Below are 19,518 nucleotides of genomic sequence, written 5' to 3' on the forward strand. Positions count from 1 at the left end.
TCAAGTGTCGGTGCGCCCCGTGCCGTTCACCAGGGTTGCAGGGGGTTGCAACTTGTTGCCGAGAGTGCGCGGAGCGGTGTGCCCGGCCCCCACTCGACGGCAGTATGGGAGCCGCCGTCCCGGAAGCCGCCGCCGGGTTGGCGCGACACATGTGTTGGACGCCTAGCTTCCGGGAGGCGCAAGTGGTGGACCCGCCCATGAACAGGGCGCGCCTGGCCGCCGTGGACGCGGCGCAGGCGGCGCGGGTGCTGAACGAGGTGCGCGAGGCCCGACTCGCCGGGAAACACGCGCGGATCGCGCCCCGGCCGGTGATCGAGCAGTCCTGGGCGCGGATGCTGCGCAGCGGCGTGGACCCCGAACACGGCCGTGGCTCGCCGCTGCTGTCCCCCGAGGAGGTCGGACGCAGACGACGGGAGTCGCCGCTGCGGCACGTGCTGCCGGTGCTGCGCGAGGGGCTGCTGTCGGTCGCGGACGTGGCCCGGCACATCATGGTCGTCGCCGACGCCGAGGGCCGCGTGCTGTGGCGCGAGGGCGCCCCGGCGGTGCTGCGCAAGGCCGACGTGCTCGGCTTCGAGGTGGGGGCCGACTGGCGCGAGAACGCGGTCGGCACCAATGGCGTGGGCACCCCCGCGGTCGTACGGCGGCCGGTGCAGGTCTTCGGCGCCGAGCACTTCGTCCGCTCGCACGTCTCCTGGACCTGTTCGGGGGCGCCGATCACCGACCCCCGGGACGGCCGACTGCTCGGCGTGGTGGACGTGAGCGGCCCGCTGGAGACGATGCACCCGGCGACCCTCGCCTGGGTGGGCTCGGTGGCCAAGCTCGCCGAGGCCCGGCTGCGCGAGCTGCATCTGACCTCGCTGGAGCGGCTGCGCACGGTCGGGGCTCCGGTGCTGGCCCGGCTGGAGGGGCGGGCCCTGGTGGTGGACCGGGACGGCTGGACGGCGGCGGTGACCGGGATGCCGTACGTCCGCCGCCTCGCGCTGCCCAACTCCCTCTCTCCGGGCCGCCGCCGGCTCGCCGCGCTGGGTTCGTGCGCGGTGGAGCCGCTGGCCGGGGGCTGGTTGGTGCGGGTGGCGGACGAGACGACGTCCGGGGTGCGGATGACGCTGGACCTGGCGCGCCCCGACCGCCGCACGCTGACGGTGTCCGGCGCCGCCGGTCCCTGGTCGCGCGAACTGAGCGCCCGGCACGCCGAGTTGCTGCTGCTCCTGGCCGAGCACCGCGCGGGGCGCAGCGCGGCCGGTCTCGCGGAGGACCTGTTCGGCGACGGGTCCAGAACGGTGACGGTGCGCGCGGAGATGTCGCGCGTACGGCGTTATCTGGGCGCGCTGTTGCTGGACCGGCCCTACCGGTTCCGGGAGGACGCGGACGTGGAGGTGCTGCTGCCCGAGGAGCCCGCCGCCCTGCTGCCCCACTCCACCGCACCCGCGCTGGCCCGGCTGCGCGGCCACGCCCGGACGGCCGCCGGGGACGAAGTGCGAACACCCGGCCCGAACAGAATAGGGTGAACACCCCCCGAACGCGGGCGTCTTCCCCGCACTTGCGGGGTCCTCCCCCCGGAGCGCCGCTCGCTGCCGTAGCATCCCTGACGGGTCCGCCCAACGGCCTCGCGGTCAACACAACGATCGCCGGGTGCAGTTGGACCGCCTCGGGAGGAAACATGAAGCATCGCGGCCGACACCGCAGGCGCAGACGAGGCATGGCCCTGCGCGCGGTCCTGACCGGGACCGGCCTCGCCCTCACCGCGGCGGCCACGCTGATCAGCGCCTCGCAGGCCACGGTCACCGGCGACCCGGGCGCGCTCACACCGCTCACCGCTCAGGCGGACACCGCTCCGCTGCGGCTCCAGGAGAACCTGGTGCCCGCGCGCACGCTCGACCGGCTCGCCGGGTCCATGGGGCGCCCGGTCGGGGTGGACGCCGTACTGCGCGACGCCGACCGCGCGATGCGTGTGGGCTCCGCCTGCGACTCCGAGGAGCGCGCCACCCTGCCGCTCGCCCCCACCGCCACACGCTCCTACTGCTGGGACCGCGCCGACACCGCCGACACCGCCTGGCGCCCCGCCTCGGTGACCACCTCCGGGGACGCGGACGAGGACGGCGTCTGGGGCACGCACCGGGTGGTCCTGACCGGCTGGAGCCACAGCACCACCGAGGGGTCCGGCGCCGAGCGCGGGCTCGCCCGGGTCGCCTTCGCCGACTTCGACGACCCCGCCCGGCCCGTCTACCGCTGGGTGCTCCTCGTGGTGCCCGAGAACGGCGGCAGCGACTACCGGGGGCTGGACTCCGGGATCTCGGGCATGGTCTGGTACGACAACAAACTGCTGGTCAGTGCGGGCCGGACGGGCGCCGAGGCGCTCTACGTCTACGACCTCGACCGCATCCAGCGCACCACCGTGGACGAGCCCGCGATCGGCCGGGTGCCGCACGGCTGGTCGGCGGCCGGCTACCGGTATGTGATGCCCGCCATCGGCTCGTACCGCTTCCACGACGGACGCTGCGGCACCTCCGGGCCGCCCTGTCCCGGCCCGCTCTCGCTGGACCGGGGCACCTCGCCCGACAGTCTGGTGGCCGGGGAGCAGACCCCGGCGAGCGGTGAGCGGCGGACCCGGCTGTGGCGGTACGCGTTCAGCGGCGCCCCCGCGCGCGGCGGACTGCTCGCCACCGACTCCACCGGCCGCGCCGACGCGGCCGAGGTGTACCGGACCCGGGCGCGCGGCATCCGGGGTGTGCTCTCCTACCACCGTCCCGGCACGGACATGTCGTCCTGGTACATAGGGACCCAGCCGAAGTCGGCGAACGACCGGGGCGGGCTGTGGCGTCAGGACACCCGTGGCGCGACGGCGGCCCGCTGCGGCTCGGACTCCTCCCACCACTGCTGGACGGACCCGGCGGACTCGGCGGGCTCGCTGTCGTACTGGCAGGAGACCGGCGAGGTGTGGTCGCTGTCCGACCGGATGCTGTTCGCGGTGCCGCTGGCGCGGCTGGAGGAGTCGCTCGACTGAGGCGGAGCCTGGAGGAGTCGCTGGACCGGGGCGGAGGGGATCGACAGGTCCGGCCGCCCGATGATTTTCTGGCCGTCATGAGCAACGTCCCTGTCACCACCTGGTTCCTGGAGCAGAACTCCTCCGCCGACCTCCTGCCGGCCGCCGCTCCGGAGGGCGACGCCGTGCGGATCGTGCGCGCCGAGGTGTCCTCGCCGGAGTTCAGCCGCTTCCTGTACGCGTCGGTGGGTGGTGACATCCGCTGGACCGACCGGCTCGGCTGGAGCCACGCCCGCTGGCGGGAGTATCTGGAGCGGCCCGGGGTGGAGACATGGGTGGCGTACGACCATGGCACTCCGGCCGGTTTTGTGGAGCTGGACGCCAAGGGTGACGGCGTGGTGGAGATCGCCTACTTCGGGCTGCTGCCCGCCTTCCGGGGGCGTCGCATCGGCGGCCATCTGCTGTCGTACGGCACGGCGCGCGCCTGGGACCTGGCCGAGCGGTGGCCGGGGCTCGCGCCGACCAAGCGGGTGTGGGTGCACACGTGCAGCTGGGACGGCGAGTTCGCGCTGGTCAACTACCAGCGGCGCGGCTTCACGCTCTACGACACCGAGGTCGCCCTGGAGCAGGAGGCGGCGACGCCCGGACCGTGGCCCGGCGCGTTCGCGGAGTGAGCCGAGCGGCGAACCGTGAAGTGACGCCTGCGAAGTGACCCCTGTGGCGGGACGGGCCGGCACGCTGCGGAACCCCCACGTCCGTCTCGCCATGCAGAATGGATGCGTCCACAATCCGGACAATGGTGGACTGCCCGGAGATCCGCGTGCAACGCTGCCGTCATGTCTGGAACTGGAATCGCCCTGGTGAGTCGACGGCACGTCGATCTCGGCCGCATGTCCAGCGCCATCTGTCCGGCGAGCTGACACACCAGCTCCGCCGATTCTCTTTTCGCTTTCCGCGCACCGCCGCGCACGTGAATTGCCCACGTGCGCGCGCACGTGCGCAGGCCAGAGCCGATTTTCGCCCGTCGAAGGACTCTAGAACCATGGCCGCCACCCCCCAGCCCCCCGCTGCCTCCGCGCCCCGCCGCAAGGTCAGTCGCCACCGCGGCGAGGGCCAGTGGGCGATGGGACACCACACCCCGCTCAACGGCAACGAACAGCTGAAGAAGGACGACGACGGTCTCAATGTGCGGACACGCATTGAGACGATCTACTCCCAGCGCGGCTTCGACTCCATCGACCCGAACGATCTGCGCGGCCGGATGCGCTGGTGGGGCCTGTACACCCAGCGCAAGCCCGGCATCGACGGCGGCAAGACGGCGGTGCTGGAGCCGGAGGAGCTGGACGACAAGTACTTCATGCTGCGGGTGCGGATCGACGGTGGCCGTCTGACCACCGAGCAGCTGCGCGTGATCGGCGAGGTCTCCGAGGAGTTCGCGCGCGGCACGGCCGACATCACCGACCGGCAGAACATCCAGCTGCACTGGATCCGCATCGAGGACGTGCCCGAGATCTGGAACCGTCTCGAAGGGGTCGGCCTGTCCACGACCGAGGCGTGCGGCGACGTGCCGCGCGTGATCCTCGGTTCGCCGGTCGCGGGCATCGCCGAGGACGAGATCATCGACGGCACCCCGGCGATCGACGAGATCCACCGCCGGATCATCGGCAACCCGGACTTCTCCAACCTCCCGCGCAAGTTCAAGTCCGCGATCTCGGGCTCGCCGCTGCTCGACGTGGCGCACGAGATCAACGACATCGCGTTCGTGGGCGTCGTGCACCCCGAGCACGGCCCCGGCTTCGACCTGTGGGTGGGCGGCGGACTGTCCACCAACCCCAAGATCGGTGTACGGCTGGGCGCTTGGGTGCCGCTCGACGAGGTGCCCGACGTGTACGAGGGCGTCATCTCGATCTTCCGCGACTACGGCTACCGCAGGCTGCGCAACCGCGCCCGGCTGAAGTTCCTGGTCGCGGACTGGGGCGCGGAGAAGTTCCGGCGGGTGCTGGAGGACGAGTACCTGAAGCGCCCCCTGCTCGACGGCCCCGCGCCCGAGCAGCCGGTGGAGCGCTGGCGGGACCACGTGGGTGTGCACCGGCAGCGGGACGGCCTGTTCTACGTCGGGTTCGCGCCGCGTGTCGGCCGGGTGGACGGGGCGACGCTCGCCAAGATCGCCGGTCTCGCGGAGGAGCACGGCTCGGGCCGGGTCCGTACCACCGTCGAGCAGAAGATGATCGTGCTCGACGTCGAGGCCGACCGGGTCGAGTCGCTGGTGGCCGGTCTCGAGGCGCTGGATCTGAGGGTCGGTCCCTCGCCGTTCCGGCGGGGCACGATGGCCTGCACCGGCATCGAGTTCTGCAAGCTCGCCATCGTGGAGACGAAGGCGCGCGGCATCTCGCTGATCGACGAACTGGAGCGCCGCCTCCCGGAGTTCGACGAGCCGATCACCATCAACATCAACGGCTGCCCGAACGCCTGCGCCCGTATCCAGGTCGCGGACATCGGTCTCAAGGGCCAGTTGGTCGTGGACGACGACGGCAACCAGGTGGAGGGCTTCCAGGTGCACCTGGGCGGCGCGCTCGGGCTGGAGGCGGGCTTCGGCCGCAAGGTCCGCGGCCTGAAGGTCACTTCGCAGGAACTGCCGGACTACGTGGAGCGCGTGCTGAAGCGCTTCCAGGCCGAGCGCGCGGACGGCGAGCGGTTCGCCGTCTGGGCCGCGCGGGCCTCCGAGGAGGCGCTGTCGTGAGCGAGCGTGCCGCGCCGTTCTACTGCCCCTACTGCGGTGACGAGGACCTGCGCCCGAGCGAGGAGGGACACGGCGCCTGGGAATGCGGGGCCTGCAACCGGGCCTTCCAGCTGAAGTTCCTCGGGCTGCTCGCCCGGGGACTGCGGCGAGCCGACGACGGAGGGGACGGATCGACATGACGGCCACTCAGACAGAGCGCACCGACGAGGAGTTGAAGCGGCTGGCCGAAGAGGCCGGCCGGGAGCTGGAGGAGGCGTCCGCGCCGGAGATCCTGCGCTGGGCGGTGGACACCTTCGGCGAGCGGTTCTGTGTCACCTCCTCCATGGAGGACGCGGTGGTCGCCCACCTCGCCTCGCGGGTACGGCCGGGCGTGGACGTGGTGTTCCTGGACACCGGCTACCACTTCCCGGAGACCATCGGCACCCGCGACGCCGTGGCGGCCGTGATGGACGTCAACGTCATCACGCTCACGCCCGCGCGAACGGTGGCCGAGCAGGACGCCGAGCACGGCCCGAAGCTGCACGACCGCGACCCCGACCTGTGCTGCGCACTGCGTAAAGTCCAGCCGCTGGAAGCCGGATTGACGGGTTATCAGGCATGGGCGACCGGGCTGCGCCGGGACGAGTCCCCGACCCGGGCGAACACCCCGGTCGTCGGCTGGGACGCGAAGCGCGGCAAGGTCAAGGTCTCCCCCATCGCCCGCTGGACCCAGGACAACGTGGACGCCTACGTCACCGAACACGGCGTCCTGACCAACCCGTTGCTGATGGACGGCTACGCCTCCGTCGGCTGCGCCCCCTGCACCCGCCGGGTGCTGGAGGGCGAGGACGCGCGCGCCGGACGCTGGGCCGGGCGGGCCAAGACCGAGTGCGGACTGCACGGATGACGACCGCACGGATGACGACCGAACCGACTCAGGAGCGACACGTGACGAGCGGAGCCACCGTCTGGCTCACCGGTCTGCCGAGCGCGGGCAAGACCACCATCGCCACCGAACTGGCCGGAGCGCTGCGCGCACAGGGACACCGGGTGGAGGTGCTCGACGGGGACGAGATCCGCGAGTTCCTCTCCGCAGGGCTCGGCTTCAGCCGCGAGGACCGGCACACCAACGTCCAGCGCATCGGCTTCGTCGCCGAACTGCTCGCCCGCAACGGCGTGCTGGTGCTGGTGCCGGTGATCGCCCCGTACGCGGACAGCCGCGAGGCGGTGCGCAAGCGGCACGCGGCGGCCGGAACGCCGTACCTGGAGGTGCATGTGGCGACGCCGGTCGAGGTGTGCGGCGAGCGGGACGTGAAGGGGCTGTACGCCCGGCAGGCCGCCGGGGAGCTGACCGGGCTGACCGGTGTGGACGACCCGTACGAGGCGCCCGAGGCGCCGGACCTGCGCATCGAGACGCAGGGGCGGAGCGTGTCGGAGTCCGCGGCCGCGGTGCGCGCGCTGCTCGGCGAGAGGGGACTGGCATGACGACCGTCGCCAAGGTCACGGGCGGCGACGAGGGCACGGACAGCCCGTACGCCCTCTCGCACCTGGACGCGCTGGAGTCCGAGGCGGTGCACATCTTCCGCGAGGTGGCGGGCGAGTTCGAGAACCCGGTGATCCTGTTCTCCGGGGGCAAGGACTCGATCGTCATGCTGCATCTCGCGCTGAAGGCGTTCGCGCCGGCCGCGGTGCCCTTCACGCTGCTCCATGTGGACACCGGACACAACTTCCCCGAGGTGCTGGAGTACCGGGACCGTGTGGTGGCCGCACATGGGCTGCGGCTCCATGTGGCCTCCGTACAGGACTACATCGACCGGGGTGTGCTCAAGGAACGCCCCGACGGCACCCGCAATCCGCTGCAGACGCTGCCGCTGACGGAAAAGATCCGCAGCGAGAAGTTCGACGCGGTCTTCGGCGGCGGCCGCCGGGACGAGGAGAAGGCCCGCGCCAAGGAGCGGGTGTTCTCGCTGCGGGACGAGTTCTCGCAGTGGAACCCGCGCCGCCAGCGCCCGGAGCTGTGGAACCTGTACAACGGCCGGCACGCGCCGGGCGAGCACGTCCGGGTCTTCCCGCTGTCCAACTGGACCGAGCTGGACGTGTGGCAGTACATCGCACGCGAGGAGATCGTCCTGCCGGAGATCTACTTCGCGCACGAGCGCGAGGTGTTCCGGCGCGACGGCATGTGGCTGACGGCCGGCGACTGGGGCGGCCCGAGGGACGACGAGTCCGTGGAGCGGCGCCTGATCCGCTACCGGACGGTCGGGGACATGTCCTGCACGGGAGCGGTGGACTCCGACGCGGCCACGCTGGACGCGGTGATCGCGGAGATCGCCGCCTCCCGGCTGACCGAGCGCGGCGCGACCCGCGCCGACGACCGGCTCTCCGAGGCCGCGATGGAAGACCGCAAGCGGGAGGGGTACTTCTAGCCATGAGCACGATCACGACCGAGGAGCTCTCGGCCACCACCCTGCTGCGGTTCGCCACGGCGGGCTCCGTGGACGACGGCAAGTCCACGCTCGTCGGACGGCTGCTGCACGACTCCAAGTCGGTTCTCGCCGACCAGCTGGAGGCCGTGCGGCGGGTGTCGGTGAGCCGGGGCCAGGAGGCGCCCGACCTGGCGCTGCTCACCGACGGCCTGCGCGCCGAGCGGGAGCAGGGCATCACCATCGACGTGGCGTACCGCTACTTCGCGACCCCGCGCCGCCGGTTCATCCTGGCCGACACGCCGGGCCATGTGGAGTACACCCGCAACATGGTGACCGGCGCGTCCACGGCCGAGCTGACGGTGATCCTGGTCGACGCGCGCAACGGCGTGGTCGAGCAGACCCGCCGGCACGCCGCCATCGCCGCGCTGCTGCGCGTGCCGCACGTGGTGCTGGCCGTGAACAAGATGGACCTGGTGGACTACGCGGAGCCGGTCTTCGCGAAGATCGCCGAGGAGTTCACGGCGTACGCGACCGAGCTGGGCGTGCCCGAGGTGACCGCGATCCCGATCTCGGCGCTGGCCGGGGACAACGTGGTGGACCCGTCGGCCCGCATGGACTGGTACGGCGGCCCGACCGTCCTGGAGCACCTGGAGACGGTGCCGGTCAGCCACGACCTGGCGCACTGCCACGCCCGGCTCCCGGTGCAGTACGTGATCCGTCCGCAGACCGCCGAGCACCCCGACTACCGGGGCTACGCGGGCCAGATCGCCGCGGGCACCTTCCGGGTGGGCGACGAGGTCGCGGTGCTGCCGTCCGGGCGCACGAGCCGGATCGCCGCGATCGACCTGCTCGGGGCGCCGGTGGACGTGGCGTGGACGACGCAGTCGGTGACCGTGCTCCTGGAGGACGACATCGACGTCTCGCGCGGCGATCTGATCGTCCCGGCGAAGGACGCGCCCGAGGTCACGCGGGACGTGGAGGCGACCGTCTGCCATGTCGCGGACCAGCCGCTGACCGTCGGGCACCGGGTGCTGCTCAAGCACGGCACCCGCACGGTCAAGGCGCTCGTGAAGGACATCCCGTCCCGGCTCACCCTGTCCGACCTCTCGCTGCACCCGCACCCGGGGCAGTTGGCGGCCAACGACATCGGCCGGGTCACGGTCCGCACCGCGGAGCCGCTGCCGGTGGACTCCTACGCCGACTCGCGCCGCACGGGCTCCTTCATCCTGATCGACCCGAGCGACGGCACCACGCTGACCGCGGGCATGGTCGGCGAGTCGTTCGCGTCCCCGGAGCCGGTGAAGGACGCGGCCGACGACGAGGGTTGGGACTTCTGACCATGAACTCCCCTGATTTCTACTCGACGTTCGCGAAGGAGGGCGGCCGCGTCGGCAGCGGCGCCCTCGGCAGCGGGCAGGGCGGAGTGGCCCGATGTGTGCGATGACGTACGCGCACCGCTCGCGCGCCCTGACCCCCCACCCGGATCCGTCCCGGCACAGACGAAAACCACTGCCGAACTCCCGGCCACGGCCTGAAAGTCCGTGACCGCCGGGCCGACGAGAGGACACACCTCCCGTGCCTGCCACTCGCGTACCGCTCCCCCGCCGGGGCCTCACCGTGCTCGCCGTGCTCCCGCTGCTGGCCCTCGCGGCCTGCGGTTACGGCTCCGAGGCCGCCAAGGACGACCCGGCCCAGAAGGTCGCCGCCGGGGCGAAGAAGATCGACGGCCTCGACACCGTGAAGATCGGCTACTTCGGCAACCTCACCCACGCGACCGCTCTGGTGGGCCGGGACCGGGGCATCTTCCAGACGGAACTGGGCGCCACGAAGGCCGAGTACGCCACCTTCAACGCGGGCCCCTCCGAGATCGAGGCGCTCAACTCCGGTTCCATCGACATCGGCTGGATCGGCCCGTCCCCCGCGATCAACGGCTGGACCAAGTCCGGCGGCAAGTCCCTGAAGATCGTCGGCGGTTCGGCGTCCGGCGGGGTCAGGCTGGTCGTGAACCCCAAGAAGGTGAAGTCCCTCAAGGACGTCAGGGGCAAGAAGATCGCCACCCCGCAGCTGGGCAACACCCAGGACGTGGCGTTCCTCAACTGGGCGGCGGAGCAGGGCTGGAAGGTCGACGCGCAGAGCGGCAAGGGCGACGTCACCGTGGTCCGCAGCGACAACAAGGTGACCCCGGACGCCTTCAAGAACGGCTCGATCGACGGCGCCTGGGTGCCGGAGCCGACCGCGTCGAAGCTGGTCGCGGAGGGCGGCAAGGTGCTGCTCGACGAGTCGGACCTGTGGCCGGACAAGAAGTTCGTGATCACCAACATCATCGTGTCGCAGAAGTTCCTCAAGGCCCATCCGAAGGCCGTCGAGGCGGTCCTGCGGGCCTCGGTGCGCACCAACAAGTGGATCAACGCCCACCCGGACGAGGCGAAGGCCGCGGCCAACAAGCAGCTGGAGGCCGACTCCGGCAAGGCGCTGCCCGCGGGCATCCTCGACCCGGCCTGGAAGTCGATCCAGGTCACCGACGACCCGCTGGCGGCCACCCTGAACGCCGAGGCCGACCACGCGGTCAAGGCGGGCCTGCTGGAGAAGCCCGCGCTGAAGGGGATCTACGACCTGACGATCCTCAACAAGGTCCTGGGCGCCGAGGGCGAGCCCAAGGTCGACGCCGCCGGGCTCGGCACGAGCTGACCCGGTACCCGACGATTCCCAGGAGGTGACGACCATGGCCACCACCCTCGCCAAGGCCGGACCGGCGACCGAGTACGCCGTCCGCCTCGATCACGTATCGAAGTCCTTCACGGGGCCGGGCGGACAGCAGCCCGTTCTCGACGACATCAGCCTCGACGTCGCGCCGGGTGAGTTCGTCACCCTCCTGGGGGCCTCGGGCTGCGGCAAGTCCACGCTGCTGAACCTGGTGGCGGGCCTGGACCGGCCCACCACCGGGTCCATCGCGACGGACGGCCGTCCCGCCCTGATGTTCCAGGAGCACGCGCTCTTCCCCTGGCTCACGGCGGGCAAGAACATCGAACTCGCCCTGAAACTGAGGGGAGTTCCGAAGTCCGACCGGCGCGCCCGGACCGAGGAGCTGCTCGGAATCGTCCGGCTGAACGGCGCGTACGGCAAGCGGGTGCACGAGCTGTCCGGCGGTATGCGTCAGCGGGTGGCGCTGGCCCGCGCGCTGGCGCAGGAGAGCGGGCTGCTCCTGATGGACGAGCCGTTCGCGGCGCTCGACGCCATCACGCGGGACGTGCTGCACGACGAGCTGACCCGCATCTGGGCGGAGACCGGCCTGTCGGTGCTGTTCGTGACGCACAACGTGCGCGAGGCGGTGCGGCTCGCGCAGCGCGTGGTGCTGCTGTCCTCGCGGCCCGGCCGGGTGGCCCGCGAGTGGACGGTGGACATCCCGCAGCCGCGCCGCATCGAGGACGCCCCCGTGGCGGAACTGTCCCTGGAGATCACCGAAGTACTGCGTGGGGAGATCAGCCGCCATGGCAGGCACTGAGACCACGACCACCCCCGAGGCCCGGGCCACCGCCGACGGCGGTGTCGAGGCGGGACTGGACGCGCTGGAGACGGCCAGTACCGGCCGGCCGCCGCTGCGCCGCACCCTCACCACCAAGGTCCTGCCGCCGGTCACCGCCGTGCTGCTGGTCCTGGCGGTGTGGCAGGCGCTGGTGACGTTCAAGGTCGTCGACGACCCGACCAAGCTGCCCCCGCCGTCGGCGGTGTGGCACGTGGTCCAGCGCGACTGGCTGGAGGGCAAGCTCCTCGGCTACATCTGGACCAGCGTCTCGCGCGGTCTGCTGGGCTTCCTCCTCGCCCTGCTGATCGGCACCCCGCTGGGGCTGCTGGTGGCGCGGGTGGGGTTCGTGCGGGCGGCCATCGGGCCGATCCTGTCCGGGCTCCAGTCGCTGCCGTCGGTGGCCTGGGTGCCGCCCGCCGTGATGTGGCTGGGCCTGAACAACTCGATGATGTACGCCGTGATCCTGCTCGGCGCGGTCCCCTCCATCGCCAACGGCCTGGTGTCCGGGGTGGACCAGGTGCCCCCGCTGTTCCTGCGGGCGGGCCGCACCATGGGCGCCTCGGGCCTGCGCGGCGTCTGGCACGTCCTGCTGCCCGCAGCCCTGCCCGGCTATGTCGCCGGGATGAAACAGGGCTGGGCGTTCGCGTGGCGCTCGCTCATGGCGGCGGAGATCATCGCGTCCTTCCCCGATCTCGGCGTCGGACTCGGCCAGTTGCTGGAGAACGGCCGCAACGCCCTCGACATGGCCATGGTGTTCGAGGCCATCCTGCTCATCCTGTTCGTCGGCATCGCGATCGACCTGCTGCTCTTCAGTCCGCTGGAGCGGTGGGTGCTGCGCAGCCGCGGCCTGCTGGTGAAGAGCTGAAGTCTCATGTACGACAAGCCCGTTCTCCTCGTCGTCGCCCACGGCAGCCGTGATCCGCGGCACGCGGCGACCGTGCGCGCGCTGGTCGCGCGGGTACGGTCACTGCGGCCGGGCCTGCGCGTGGAGACGGGCTTCCTGGACTTCAACACCCCTTCCGTGAGCCAGGTGTTGGAGTCACTGGCCGCGCACGGAGTGCGGGACGTGGTGGCCCAGCCGCTGCTGCTGACCCGCGCCTTCCACGCGAAGGCCGACATCCCGGCCGTCCTGCGCGAGGGACCGCCGGGTCTGCGGGTCCGCCAGGCGGAGGTGCTCGGCCCGTCGCCGCTCCTGACCGGGGCGCTGGAGCGCCGTCTGTACGAGGCGGGTCTGCGGCACCCCGACCGGGCCGGGACCGGAGTGGTGCTGGCCTCGGCGGGGTCCTCGGACCCCGAGGCGATCGCGGTGATCGAGCGCATGGCGCGGGAGTGGCGGCGCACCGGCTGGCGGGCCGTGCGGCCCGCGTTCGCCTCCGCCGCCCTGCCCCGCACCGAGGACGCGGTGCGCGAGCTGCGCGCACTCGGCTGTGAGCGGGTGGCCGTCGCGCCGTACGTGCTGGCCCCCGGTTTCCTCCCCGACCGCATCGCGCGGGGTGCGGCCGGGGCGGACGTGCTGGCCGACGTGCTGGGCCCGGCGCCGGAGGTGGCACGTGTGCTGCTGGAGCGCTACGCCGGGGCGGCCGCCTCGCGCCCGGCGCCGGTGGGGGTCTGAGCGGTGGGCTCGCTGGTGCCGCCTGTTGCGGCACTGGTCAGAGCTTGAGCCCGTTGATGAGCCGCTGGGTGTAGGTGAGGCTGCCGGTGCCCGCCCCGGCACCGATGCTGACCGCCTCCAGGGCGGAGCGGATGCGGCCCCGGTTGGGCGGCAGCCCGTCCTCGGCCGAGAGCGCCAGTTCGGCCTGGATCGACTCGCCGTGGCCGACGAGCGCCGGATACTCCGCGTGCAGCGCGGCGGTGAGGCCCTCGGCGAGCTCGATCAGGGTCTCCAGTTCGAGCCATCCCCGGGCCGCCGCCTCGTATGCGTACCCGCCGGGCGTGTTGCCGTGCTGGTCGTACGTGCTCAAGACCTGTCCTCACTCCTGATCCGGGACCGGAGGCCGACGTTACCGAGAGGGCGGGTGTCCATGCGGGTTCCGGCCAGGGGATGGGGGGCCGAAAACGCCAGGGGGACCGGCCGAAAACCGATGCCGGCCGTCACCGTGCGCCATGTGTCCAGCGGCTTTCGGCGCACGTCCCCACAGTTCACTCTCGTACCGTGACGCGTGGGCGTCGACTATCGGCCAACTTCATTCCGTAGGCGTGGGGTTGACATCTCGGCCCTGACATGCCCGCGCCGACGCAGCCGACTCACTCCGCCGTCAGCTCCACCAGCTTGCGCACGGTGTTCCAGTTCCGGGAGGTGGCGATCAGCCCCTTGGTGACGCGTGGCCGCGCCAGCACCTCGGCGAGCTTGCTGCGGCCGAGGCCGTCGGGGGCGTACAGGTACAGACAGCGGTCGCCGAGGCGGAAATCCTCGGGGAGGTACGCGGCGGCGTCGATCCCGGCGAAGCGGTCGGCGGTGACCGGCTCGGAGAAATAGGTGATGTGCAGCTGCTTGGGGGCGAGTTGGTCCGCCGGGAAGGGGCAGGCGTCGGCCACCGCGCTCAGATAGGCGTGGTCGCGCACGATCACGTCGACGGAGAAACCGAAGTGTTCGTGGATGGCGTTGCCCAACTCGGCTTCCAGCGCGGCCTCTTCACCGGCTTCGGTGCTGAAGACCGCCTGGCCGCTCTGGAGATGGGTGCGTACATCGTCGTAGCCGAGGCCGGTCATCAGAGCCCGCAGGTCGGCCATCGGGAGCTTCCTGGCGCCCCCGACGTTGATGCCGCGCAGCAGTGCCGCGTAGGTCGTCGTCATCCGCCCACCGTAAGGGGCCGTCGTGCCCCGTGGGGGTGGGCACGACGGCCGTGAACCGGTGGGACCGGTACGTCGGCACTCTCGCGGATCAAGCGGGTCCGGATCAACTCCTACACGCGGCTGTGACTTGTTCAACAAGTTTTTGTCAGCGCAAAGTGGATCTACGAAGGGCGGATCGGACACCACGTCAGCGCTGGTAGCGGGCGAGAACGAGGTTGCCGTCCCGTTCCAGTCGGCGACGCAGTTCGGAGAGGCCGATCGAGCCGGAGTAGTACTCCTGGTAGGCCGGGGTGGCCACCTTGTCCTTCCACTCCGGGTAGCCGCGCACGGACTGGGCCGGGGCGGGCCGGAGGTGGGCGGCCAGGGCGGTGCCGGTGGCCCAGCCGTTCTTCCGGGTGTGCAGGGCGGGGTCCTTCAGGGCCTGGGTGCCGGTGGGCAGCATCCAGTCACCGAGGGCGAGCCGGACCATGTTGGGCGGGCGCAGCAGGAAGTCCAGGAAGGCAGCCGCCTCCTTCTTGTGCGGGCAGTCGGCGGCGATGGACAGGGTCTGCGGGCTGACGCCCTGGGTGAGCCCGTCGGCCCCGGCGGGCGCGGGCAGCACCTCCCAGTCGAAGCCCTTGGGTGCCTGGAGCACGACCTGCTGGCGGTAGGAGAAGCCGAGCGGCACCATGGCGTACCGGCCGCCGAAGAAGCCGGGCAGTGTGTCGGAGCCGCCGCTGCCGAGCGTGGAGGCGGGGGCGCTGTGGTCGACGGCCACCTGGTCGTGGACGGTGCGCGGTACGACGGCGTCCCCGGAACCGAACCGCACGCTCACCTTGCCGTCCGTGCCCTCGTGGAAGAGACGGCCGCCTGCGGAGAGGGAGAGGTTGAGGGTCGCGGAGACGGGCTCCTTGAGCGGCCAGGCCACGCCGTACTTGCCGGGCCCGCTGAGCGTCTTGGTGACCGCCCTGAACTCGTCCCAGGTCCAAGGGTGTTCGGGTGTCGGCACGCGCACCTTGGCCGCGCGCAGCCATGTCGCGTTGGCGATCAGCACCCTCGGCTCCTGGAGGAAGGGCACGCCGTAGACGCCGTCCCCGAAGCGTGTCGTGTCCCAACCGCTCTGCGGGATGTCGGACTTGAGCCGGGGGGAGAGCAGCTCATCGAGGTCCGCGAGGTAACCCCCGTGGGCGAAGTCGGCCAGGTCGTCGGAGGCGTCGTGGATGACGTCGGGGGCCTCGCCGCCCTCGAAGGAGGTGAGCAGCTGGTCGTGGACCGAGTCCCAACTGCCCTGCACGTACTCGACCTTCACCCGGTCGTGGCTCGCGTTCCACTCCTGGACCAGTTTCTTCGTCGCGGCGACGGACTCGGGCTGCCAGGCGAGGGACTGGAAGCGCAGCACGATCCTGCCGTCGCCGCCGCCCGGCCGGCCGGAGGAGCAGCCCGCGAGGAGCAGAAGGAGGACGACGGCGGCCACGGCGATCCTGGTGCGCATCAGCATCAGCTCTTCACCGCCCCGGCGAGCAGGCCGCCCGAGAGCCGCTTCTGGACGAGCGCGAAGAAGGCCAGGGAGGGCAGGGTGGCGAGGAAGGCCGCGGCGGCGAGCGGGCCGAGGTCCGCGACGCCCTCCGCGCCGATGAAGTGGGTGAGCACGACCGGCAGTGTCTGTTTGCCGGGGCTCTTGAGCAGGACCAGCGCGAAGAAGAACTCGTTCCAGGCGGTGACGAACGCGAAGAGCGCCGTCGCCGCGATCCCCGGCGCGAGGAGCGGTGCCGTCACCGACACCAGCGTCCGCACCCGTCCGGCGCCGTCCACGGCCGCCGCCTCCTCCAACTCGACCGGTACGGAGCGCATTTGGCCGACCAGCAGCCACAGCGCGAACGGCAGCGACCACACCACGCAGACCAGCACGAGGCCGGGCGCCGAGTCGATCAGCCGCAGCCTTCTGAGCAGCAGGAACAGCGGAATGATCAGCAGGACGAAGGGGAACGCCTGGCTGACCACCACCCAGCCGGTCGCCGCGCGGGAGAGCAGCCCGGGGCGCCGGGCGATCACGTACGCCATCGGGGTGGCGATCAGTACGGCGACGACGGCGGTCGCGAGTGCCACGAGCAGGGAGGTCAACGCGGCGTGCGCGAGGGGCTGTTCATCCAGGGCGCGGCGGAAGTTGGCGAGGGTGGGGTGGCGCGGGAGCCAGGTGGGGTGCAGGGAGGCCAGTTCGCGGGGCGGCTTGAAGGCGGTGGAGAGCAACCAGAGCAGCGGAAAGGCCAGGAAGACGAGGTAGGCGAGCAGGGCCGCGTACTGGGCGGCACGCGCGGCGGGGCGGGTCCTCATCGGTCCTCGCCCCCGCGCAGCCGCCCGGCGAGGAACACCGCGAGCAGGACCGAGATCACCGCGACCATCACGCATCCCATCGCCGCCGCGTAGCCGAACTGGCCGTAGCGGAAGGCCTCTTCGTAGGCGAACAGCATGGGCAGCCGGGTGCGGCCGCCGGGCCCGCCGCCGGTGAGCACGTACACCAGGGCGAAGGCGTTGAAGTTCCAGATCAGGTTGAGCGAGGTGACCGCGAGGGCGACGGGCCGGATGGCGGGCCAGGTGACCGCTCGGAATCGGCGCCAGGCGCCCGCGCCGTCCACGGCGGCGGCCTCGCGCAGTTCGCGGGGGACGTTCTGGAGTCCGGCGAGCAGGGCGACGGTGGTGCGAGGCATCCCGGCCCAGACGCCGACGACGATGACGGCGGGCAGGGCGGTGGTGAGGGTGCCGAGCCAGTCCCGGCCGCCGCCGAGGCCGAGGTCGCGCAGGGTCTCGTTGAGAACGCCCGCGTCGGGGTTGTAGACCAGGCGCCACATGACGCCGACGACGACCTCGGGCATGGCCCACGGGACGATCGCGAGGGCGCGGGCGAGGCGGCGCAGCCGCAGGTCCTGGTCGAGCAGCAGGGCGAGGCCGAGCGCCAGCAGGAACTGGGGCACGGTGACGCCGACGGCCCACAGCAGGCCGATGCGGAAGGACTCCCAGAACAGGGTGTCGTGCAGCAGGTCCTGGAAGTTGAGGACGCCGGTCCAGCGGGTGGCGGCGGTCCGGCCGGACTGTGCGTCGGTGAACGCGAGCAGGATGCCGTAGAGCAGCGGGCCCACGCTGAGCACGAGGATCGGGATCAGGGCGGGCAGCACCAGGAACCAGGCCCCGTGGTCGCGGGCGGGCGCGGGACGTGCGGCCGGTCGTGCGGTCGTCCGGGCCACCGTCGTCATGGCATCAGCCCCCGTCAGCCCCTGTGCCCCCAGGATTGGCGTGTTCATGGTTGCGAAGGGCCGCCATCGCGTCAAGGGACCGCGCACACGGCCCGACCTGTGCGAATGCGAGACTGGCCGGAGAACGGGGCGTACGGCACCCGGTACAGGCAGATGAACGGGACACGGAGGCGGACGATGGACGAGGCGCGGGCGCGGGACGTACTGGCCGGGGCGAAGGTGCTGCCCGGTCCGGCGCGGGACGCGCGGCTGCTCGCCCTCGGCGAGAACGCCGTCTTCGCCTCCGGCGATCTCGTGGTCAAGGTCGGCCGCGACGAGAGCCTGCTGGAGCGCGCCCGGCGCGAGCTGGCCGTCGCGGGCTGGCTGGCCGCCGAGGGCGTACCGGCGGTGCGCGCGGCCGAGGCCGAGCCGGTGCTCGTGGACGGCCACCCAGTGACCGTGTGGCACCGGCTGCCCGACGCCGTACGCCCGGCCGAGCCCGAGGACCTCGCGCGGCTGCTGCGGATCGTGCACGCGCTGCCCGCGCCGCCCGTCGCGCTGCCGTCCCGCGAGCTGCTGGGCGGGGTGGAGCGCTGGCTGCGCCTCGCGGGTGACGCGATCGATCCGGCGGACGCGGAGTATCTGCGCGCCCGCCGCGACGGCTTCGCCCCGGCGGCGGCCGCGCTGACCCCGCACCTGACACCCGGTCCGATCCACGGCGACGCGCTGCCGCGCAATGTGCACATCGGCCCCGACGGGCCGGTCCTGGTCGACCTGGAGACCTTCTCCGCCGACCTGCGCGAGCACGACCTCGTGGTGATGGCCCTCTCCCGCGACCGCTACGGCCTGCCCGCCGGGAAGTACGACGCCTTCACCGAGACGTACGGCTGGGACGTGCGCGAGTGGGAGGGCTGCTCGGTGCTGCGCGGCGCCCGCGAGACGGCCAGCTGCGCCTGGGTGGCCCAGCACGCGCCCGCCAACCCCAAGGCGCTGGCGGAGTTCGAACGCCGGGTGGCGTCACTGCGGGACGGGGACGAGTCGGTGCGCTGGTACCCCTTCTGATCGCGGGGGCACGCGGGGACCGAGCTGTCTCACACCCGCTCCCCCACCAGATCCCGCACCGGCCAGGTCCCGTCCACCACGGCCTCAACGTCGCCCTTGCGGCGCAGGAAGCTCTGGAAGTCGGCCGCCCAGGCCGCGTACCACTCGATCTGGCGCCGGTGCAGCTCGGCCGGGCCGAGCGCTGCGATCTTGGGGTGCCGCTCGGCTATCGCGACGGCGAGGCGGGCGGCGGCGAGGGCGTCGGCGGAGGCGTCGTGGGCGGTGCCGAGGACTATGCCGTACTCGGCACAGACCGCCTCCAGGTTGCGCTTACCGCGGCGGTAGCGGTCCACCCAGCGGTCGATCGTGTACGGGTCGACCACCGGGCCCAGGGGCTCGCCGCCGAGCCGCTCGGACAGTGACGGCAGCCCGTGGCGGCGCAGTTCGGCCGAGAGCAGGGTGAGGTCGAAGGCGGCGTTGTAGGCGACGACCGGGACGCCGGCCTGCCAGGAGGAGGCGAGCGCGTCCGCGACGGCGTCGGCGACCTCGTCGGCCGGGCGGCCCTCGGCGGTGGCGCGTTCGTTGCTGACGCCGTGCACGGCGACCGCGTCGGCCGGGATCTCGACGCCCGGGTCCGCGAGCCATTCCCGGCGGCCCGTGAGCTCGCCCGCCCGGACCTCCAGGACGGCGGCGGTCACGATGCGCGACTCCTGCGGGTCGGTTCCGGTCGTCTCCAGGTCGAAACCGGTCAGTGGTTGGCGGTGCCAGGCCATGGGTGTCCCCCTTCGTGGTGGTGCGTTCCCCCAGTGGTCTCCACCATGGCACGC

At 72.1% G+C, this 19,518-nt stretch carries 21 protein-coding genes; 15 read left to right on the plus strand and 6 right to left on the minus strand.

What is annotated here, in order from left to right:
• Positions 1–197: 197 nt before the first annotated feature.
• From AB0E91_RS03260 to AB0E91_RS03325, 14 genes are all read left to right on the plus strand, one after another.
• Positions 198–1,508, plus strand: coding sequence for a GAF domain-containing protein (locus tag AB0E91_RS03260; protein WP_361774339.1), 1,311 nt, complete (start codon positions 198–200; stop codon positions 1,506–1,508).
• Positions 1,509–1,660: 152 nt separating this feature from the next.
• Entirely contained in the window at positions 1,661–3,004 is a 1,344-nt protein-coding gene (locus AB0E91_RS03265; protein WP_361774342.1) for a hypothetical protein, read from the plus strand.
• 77 nt (positions 3,005–3,081) lie between these two features.
• Positions 3,082–3,657: a GNAT family N-acetyltransferase gene (locus AB0E91_RS03270; RefSeq protein ID WP_361774345.1), complete on the plus strand. Its 576-nt coding sequence runs from the start codon at positions 3,082–3,084 to the stop codon at positions 3,655–3,657.
• A gap of 162 nt (positions 3,658–3,819) precedes the next feature.
• Entirely contained in the window at positions 3,820–3,903 is an 84-nt protein-coding gene (locus tag AB0E91_RS03275) for a putative leader peptide (RefSeq protein ID WP_309486338.1), read from the plus strand.
• A gap of 122 nt (positions 3,904–4,025) precedes the next feature.
• A complete protein-coding gene (locus tag AB0E91_RS03280) occupies positions 4,026–5,723 on the plus strand; it encodes a nitrite/sulfite reductase (RefSeq protein ID WP_361774348.1) in 1,698 nt (565 codons plus the stop codon).
• Positions 5,720–5,902 (plus strand): hypothetical protein, encoded by a 183-nt coding sequence (locus AB0E91_RS03285; RefSeq protein ID WP_361774351.1) that lies wholly within the window; start codon positions 5,720–5,722, stop codon positions 5,900–5,902. The genes AB0E91_RS03280 and AB0E91_RS03285 overlap by 4 nt, the downstream gene beginning before the upstream one ends.
• The gene (locus tag AB0E91_RS03290; RefSeq protein WP_361774354.1) at positions 5,899–6,609 is read left to right on the plus strand and encodes a phosphoadenylyl-sulfate reductase; all 711 of its coding nucleotides are present in this window, start codon (positions 5,899–5,901) and stop codon (positions 6,607–6,609) included. Before AB0E91_RS03285 ends, AB0E91_RS03290 begins: the two co-directional genes overlap by 4 nt.
• Before the next feature lie 11 nt (positions 6,610–6,620).
• A complete protein-coding gene (gene cysC / locus AB0E91_RS03295) occupies positions 6,621–7,187 on the plus strand; it encodes an adenylyl-sulfate kinase (RefSeq protein WP_361774357.1) in 567 nt (188 codons plus the stop codon).
• Positions 7,184–8,128, plus strand: a complete 945-nt coding sequence (gene cysD, locus AB0E91_RS03300) for a sulfate adenylyltransferase subunit CysD (protein ID WP_361774360.1) — start codon at positions 7,184–7,186, stop codon at positions 8,126–8,128. Before cysC ends, cysD begins: the two co-directional genes overlap by 4 nt.
• 2 nt (positions 8,129–8,130) lie before the next feature.
• Positions 8,131–9,465 (plus strand): GTP-binding protein, encoded by a 1,335-nt coding sequence (locus tag AB0E91_RS03305; protein WP_361774363.1) that lies wholly within the window; start codon positions 8,131–8,133, stop codon positions 9,463–9,465.
• Positions 9,466–9,703: 238 nt separating this feature from the next.
• Positions 9,704–10,816, plus strand: coding sequence for an aliphatic sulfonate ABC transporter substrate-binding protein (locus tag AB0E91_RS03310; protein WP_361774366.1), 1,113 nt, complete (start codon positions 9,704–9,706; stop codon positions 10,814–10,816).
• A 34-nt stretch (positions 10,817–10,850) separates the two neighbouring features.
• Positions 10,851–11,630 carry an ABC transporter ATP-binding protein gene (locus AB0E91_RS03315; RefSeq protein WP_361774369.1) on the plus strand — a complete coding sequence of 260 codons (780 nt, stop codon included), beginning with the start codon at positions 10,851–10,853 and terminating at the stop codon, positions 11,628–11,630.
• Positions 11,617–12,516: an ABC transporter permease gene (locus AB0E91_RS03320; RefSeq protein ID WP_361774372.1), complete on the plus strand. Its 900-nt coding sequence runs from the start codon at positions 11,617–11,619 to the stop codon at positions 12,514–12,516. The genes AB0E91_RS03315 and AB0E91_RS03320 overlap by 14 nt, the downstream gene beginning before the upstream one ends.
• A gap of 6 nt (positions 12,517–12,522) precedes the next feature.
• Positions 12,523–13,263, plus strand: a complete 741-nt coding sequence (locus AB0E91_RS03325) for a sirohydrochlorin chelatase (RefSeq protein WP_361774375.1) — start codon at positions 12,523–12,525, stop codon at positions 13,261–13,263.
• 37 nt (positions 13,264–13,300) lie between these two features.
• Here AB0E91_RS03325 and AB0E91_RS03330 read toward each other — a convergent pair whose 3' ends face one another.
• The 5 genes from AB0E91_RS03330 to AB0E91_RS03350 all read right to left on the minus strand — a co-directional run bounded on the left by AB0E91_RS03330 (position 13,301) and on the right by AB0E91_RS03350 (position 17,671).
• Positions 13,301–13,612, minus strand: coding sequence for a hypothetical protein (locus AB0E91_RS03330; RefSeq protein ID WP_361774378.1), 312 nt, complete (start codon positions 13,610–13,612; stop codon positions 13,301–13,303).
• A 283-nt stretch (positions 13,613–13,895) separates the two neighbouring features.
• Positions 13,896–14,444: a DUF1697 domain-containing protein gene (locus tag AB0E91_RS03335; protein ID WP_361774380.1), complete on the minus strand. Its 549-nt coding sequence runs from the start codon at positions 14,442–14,444 to the stop codon at positions 13,896–13,898.
• 187 nt (positions 14,445–14,631) lie between these two features.
• The gene (locus AB0E91_RS03340; RefSeq protein WP_361774383.1) at positions 14,632–15,915 is read right to left on the minus strand and encodes a sugar ABC transporter substrate-binding protein; all 1,284 of its coding nucleotides are present in this window, start codon (positions 15,913–15,915) and stop codon (positions 14,632–14,634) included.
• Positions 15,916–15,920: 5 nt separating this feature from the next.
• Positions 15,921–16,754 carry a carbohydrate ABC transporter permease gene (locus tag AB0E91_RS03345; RefSeq protein ID WP_361774386.1) on the minus strand — a complete coding sequence of 278 codons (834 nt, stop codon included), beginning with the start codon at positions 16,752–16,754 and terminating at the stop codon, positions 15,921–15,923.
• Positions 16,751–17,671 carry a sugar ABC transporter permease gene (locus tag AB0E91_RS03350; RefSeq protein ID WP_361775150.1) on the minus strand — a complete coding sequence of 307 codons (921 nt, stop codon included), beginning with the start codon at positions 17,669–17,671 and terminating at the stop codon, positions 16,751–16,753. The genes AB0E91_RS03345 and AB0E91_RS03350 overlap by 4 nt, the downstream gene beginning before the upstream one ends.
• 177 nt (positions 17,672–17,848) lie before the next feature.
• Here AB0E91_RS03350 and AB0E91_RS03355 point away from each other — a divergent pair, with 177 nt between their 5' ends.
• Positions 17,849–18,712, plus strand: a complete 864-nt coding sequence (locus AB0E91_RS03355; RefSeq protein ID WP_361774389.1) for an aminoglycoside phosphotransferase family protein — start codon at positions 17,849–17,851, stop codon at positions 18,710–18,712.
• Positions 18,713–18,741: 29 nt separating this feature from the next.
• Here AB0E91_RS03355 and AB0E91_RS03360 read toward each other — a convergent pair whose 3' ends face one another.
• Entirely contained in the window at positions 18,742–19,464 is a 723-nt protein-coding gene (locus tag AB0E91_RS03360; RefSeq protein WP_361774392.1) for a 3'-5' exonuclease, read from the minus strand.
• Positions 19,465–19,518 lie beyond the last annotated feature (54 nt).

Origin of the sequence: Streptomyces sp. NPDC026659, from assembly GCF_040638245.1 — a bacterium.
Classification (GTDB): Bacteria; Actinomycetota; Actinomycetes; order Streptomycetales; family Streptomycetaceae; genus Streptomyces.

Excerpts from the sequence above, each read along its gene's own strand:
- AB0E91_RS03335 (WP_361774380.1), bottom strand. The coding sequence starts at position 14,444 with ATGACGACGACCTACGCGGCACTGCTGCGCGGCATCAACGTCGGGGGC.
- AB0E91_RS03360 (WP_361774392.1), bottom strand. The coding sequence starts at position 19,464 with ATGGCCTGGCACCGCCAACCACTGACCGGTTTCGACCTGGAGACGACC.
- AB0E91_RS03275 (WP_309486338.1), top strand. The coding sequence starts at position 3,820 with ATGTCTGGAACTGGAATCGCCCTGGTGAGTCGACGGCACGTCGATCTC.
- AB0E91_RS03350 (WP_361775150.1), bottom strand. The coding sequence starts at position 17,671 with ATGACGACGGTGGCCCGGACGACCGCACGACCGGCCGCACGTCCCGCG.
- AB0E91_RS03315 (WP_361774369.1), top strand. The coding sequence starts at position 10,851 with ATGGCCACCACCCTCGCCAAGGCCGGACCGGCGACCGAGTACGCCGTC.
- AB0E91_RS03340 (WP_361774383.1), bottom strand. The coding sequence starts at position 15,915 with ATGCGCACCAGGATCGCCGTGGCCGCCGTCGTCCTCCTTCTGCTCCTC.
- AB0E91_RS03345 (WP_361774386.1), bottom strand. The coding sequence starts at position 16,754 with ATGAGGACCCGCCCCGCCGCGCGTGCCGCCCAGTACGCGGCCCTGCTC.
- cysD (WP_361774360.1), top strand. The coding sequence starts at position 7,184 with ATGACGACCGTCGCCAAGGTCACGGGCGGCGACGAGGGCACGGACAGC.
- AB0E91_RS03280 (WP_361774348.1), top strand. The coding sequence starts at position 4,026 with ATGGCCGCCACCCCCCAGCCCCCCGCTGCCTCCGCGCCCCGCCGCAAG.
- AB0E91_RS03270 (WP_361774345.1), top strand. The coding sequence starts at position 3,082 with ATGAGCAACGTCCCTGTCACCACCTGGTTCCTGGAGCAGAACTCCTCC.
- AB0E91_RS03290 (WP_361774354.1), top strand. The coding sequence starts at position 5,899 with ATGACGGCCACTCAGACAGAGCGCACCGACGAGGAGTTGAAGCGGCTG.
- AB0E91_RS03305 (WP_361774363.1), top strand. The coding sequence starts at position 8,131 with ATGAGCACGATCACGACCGAGGAGCTCTCGGCCACCACCCTGCTGCGG.
- cysC (WP_361774357.1), top strand. The coding sequence starts at position 6,621 with ATGACGACCGAACCGACTCAGGAGCGACACGTGACGAGCGGAGCCACC.
- AB0E91_RS03325 (WP_361774375.1), top strand. The coding sequence starts at position 12,523 with ATGTACGACAAGCCCGTTCTCCTCGTCGTCGCCCACGGCAGCCGTGAT.
- AB0E91_RS03265 (WP_361774342.1), top strand. The coding sequence starts at position 1,661 with ATGAAGCATCGCGGCCGACACCGCAGGCGCAGACGAGGCATGGCCCTG.
- AB0E91_RS03260 (WP_361774339.1), top strand. The coding sequence starts at position 198 with ATGAACAGGGCGCGCCTGGCCGCCGTGGACGCGGCGCAGGCGGCGCGG.
- AB0E91_RS03320 (WP_361774372.1), top strand. The coding sequence starts at position 11,617 with ATGGCAGGCACTGAGACCACGACCACCCCCGAGGCCCGGGCCACCGCC.
- AB0E91_RS03355 (WP_361774389.1), top strand. The coding sequence starts at position 17,849 with ATGGACGAGGCGCGGGCGCGGGACGTACTGGCCGGGGCGAAGGTGCTG.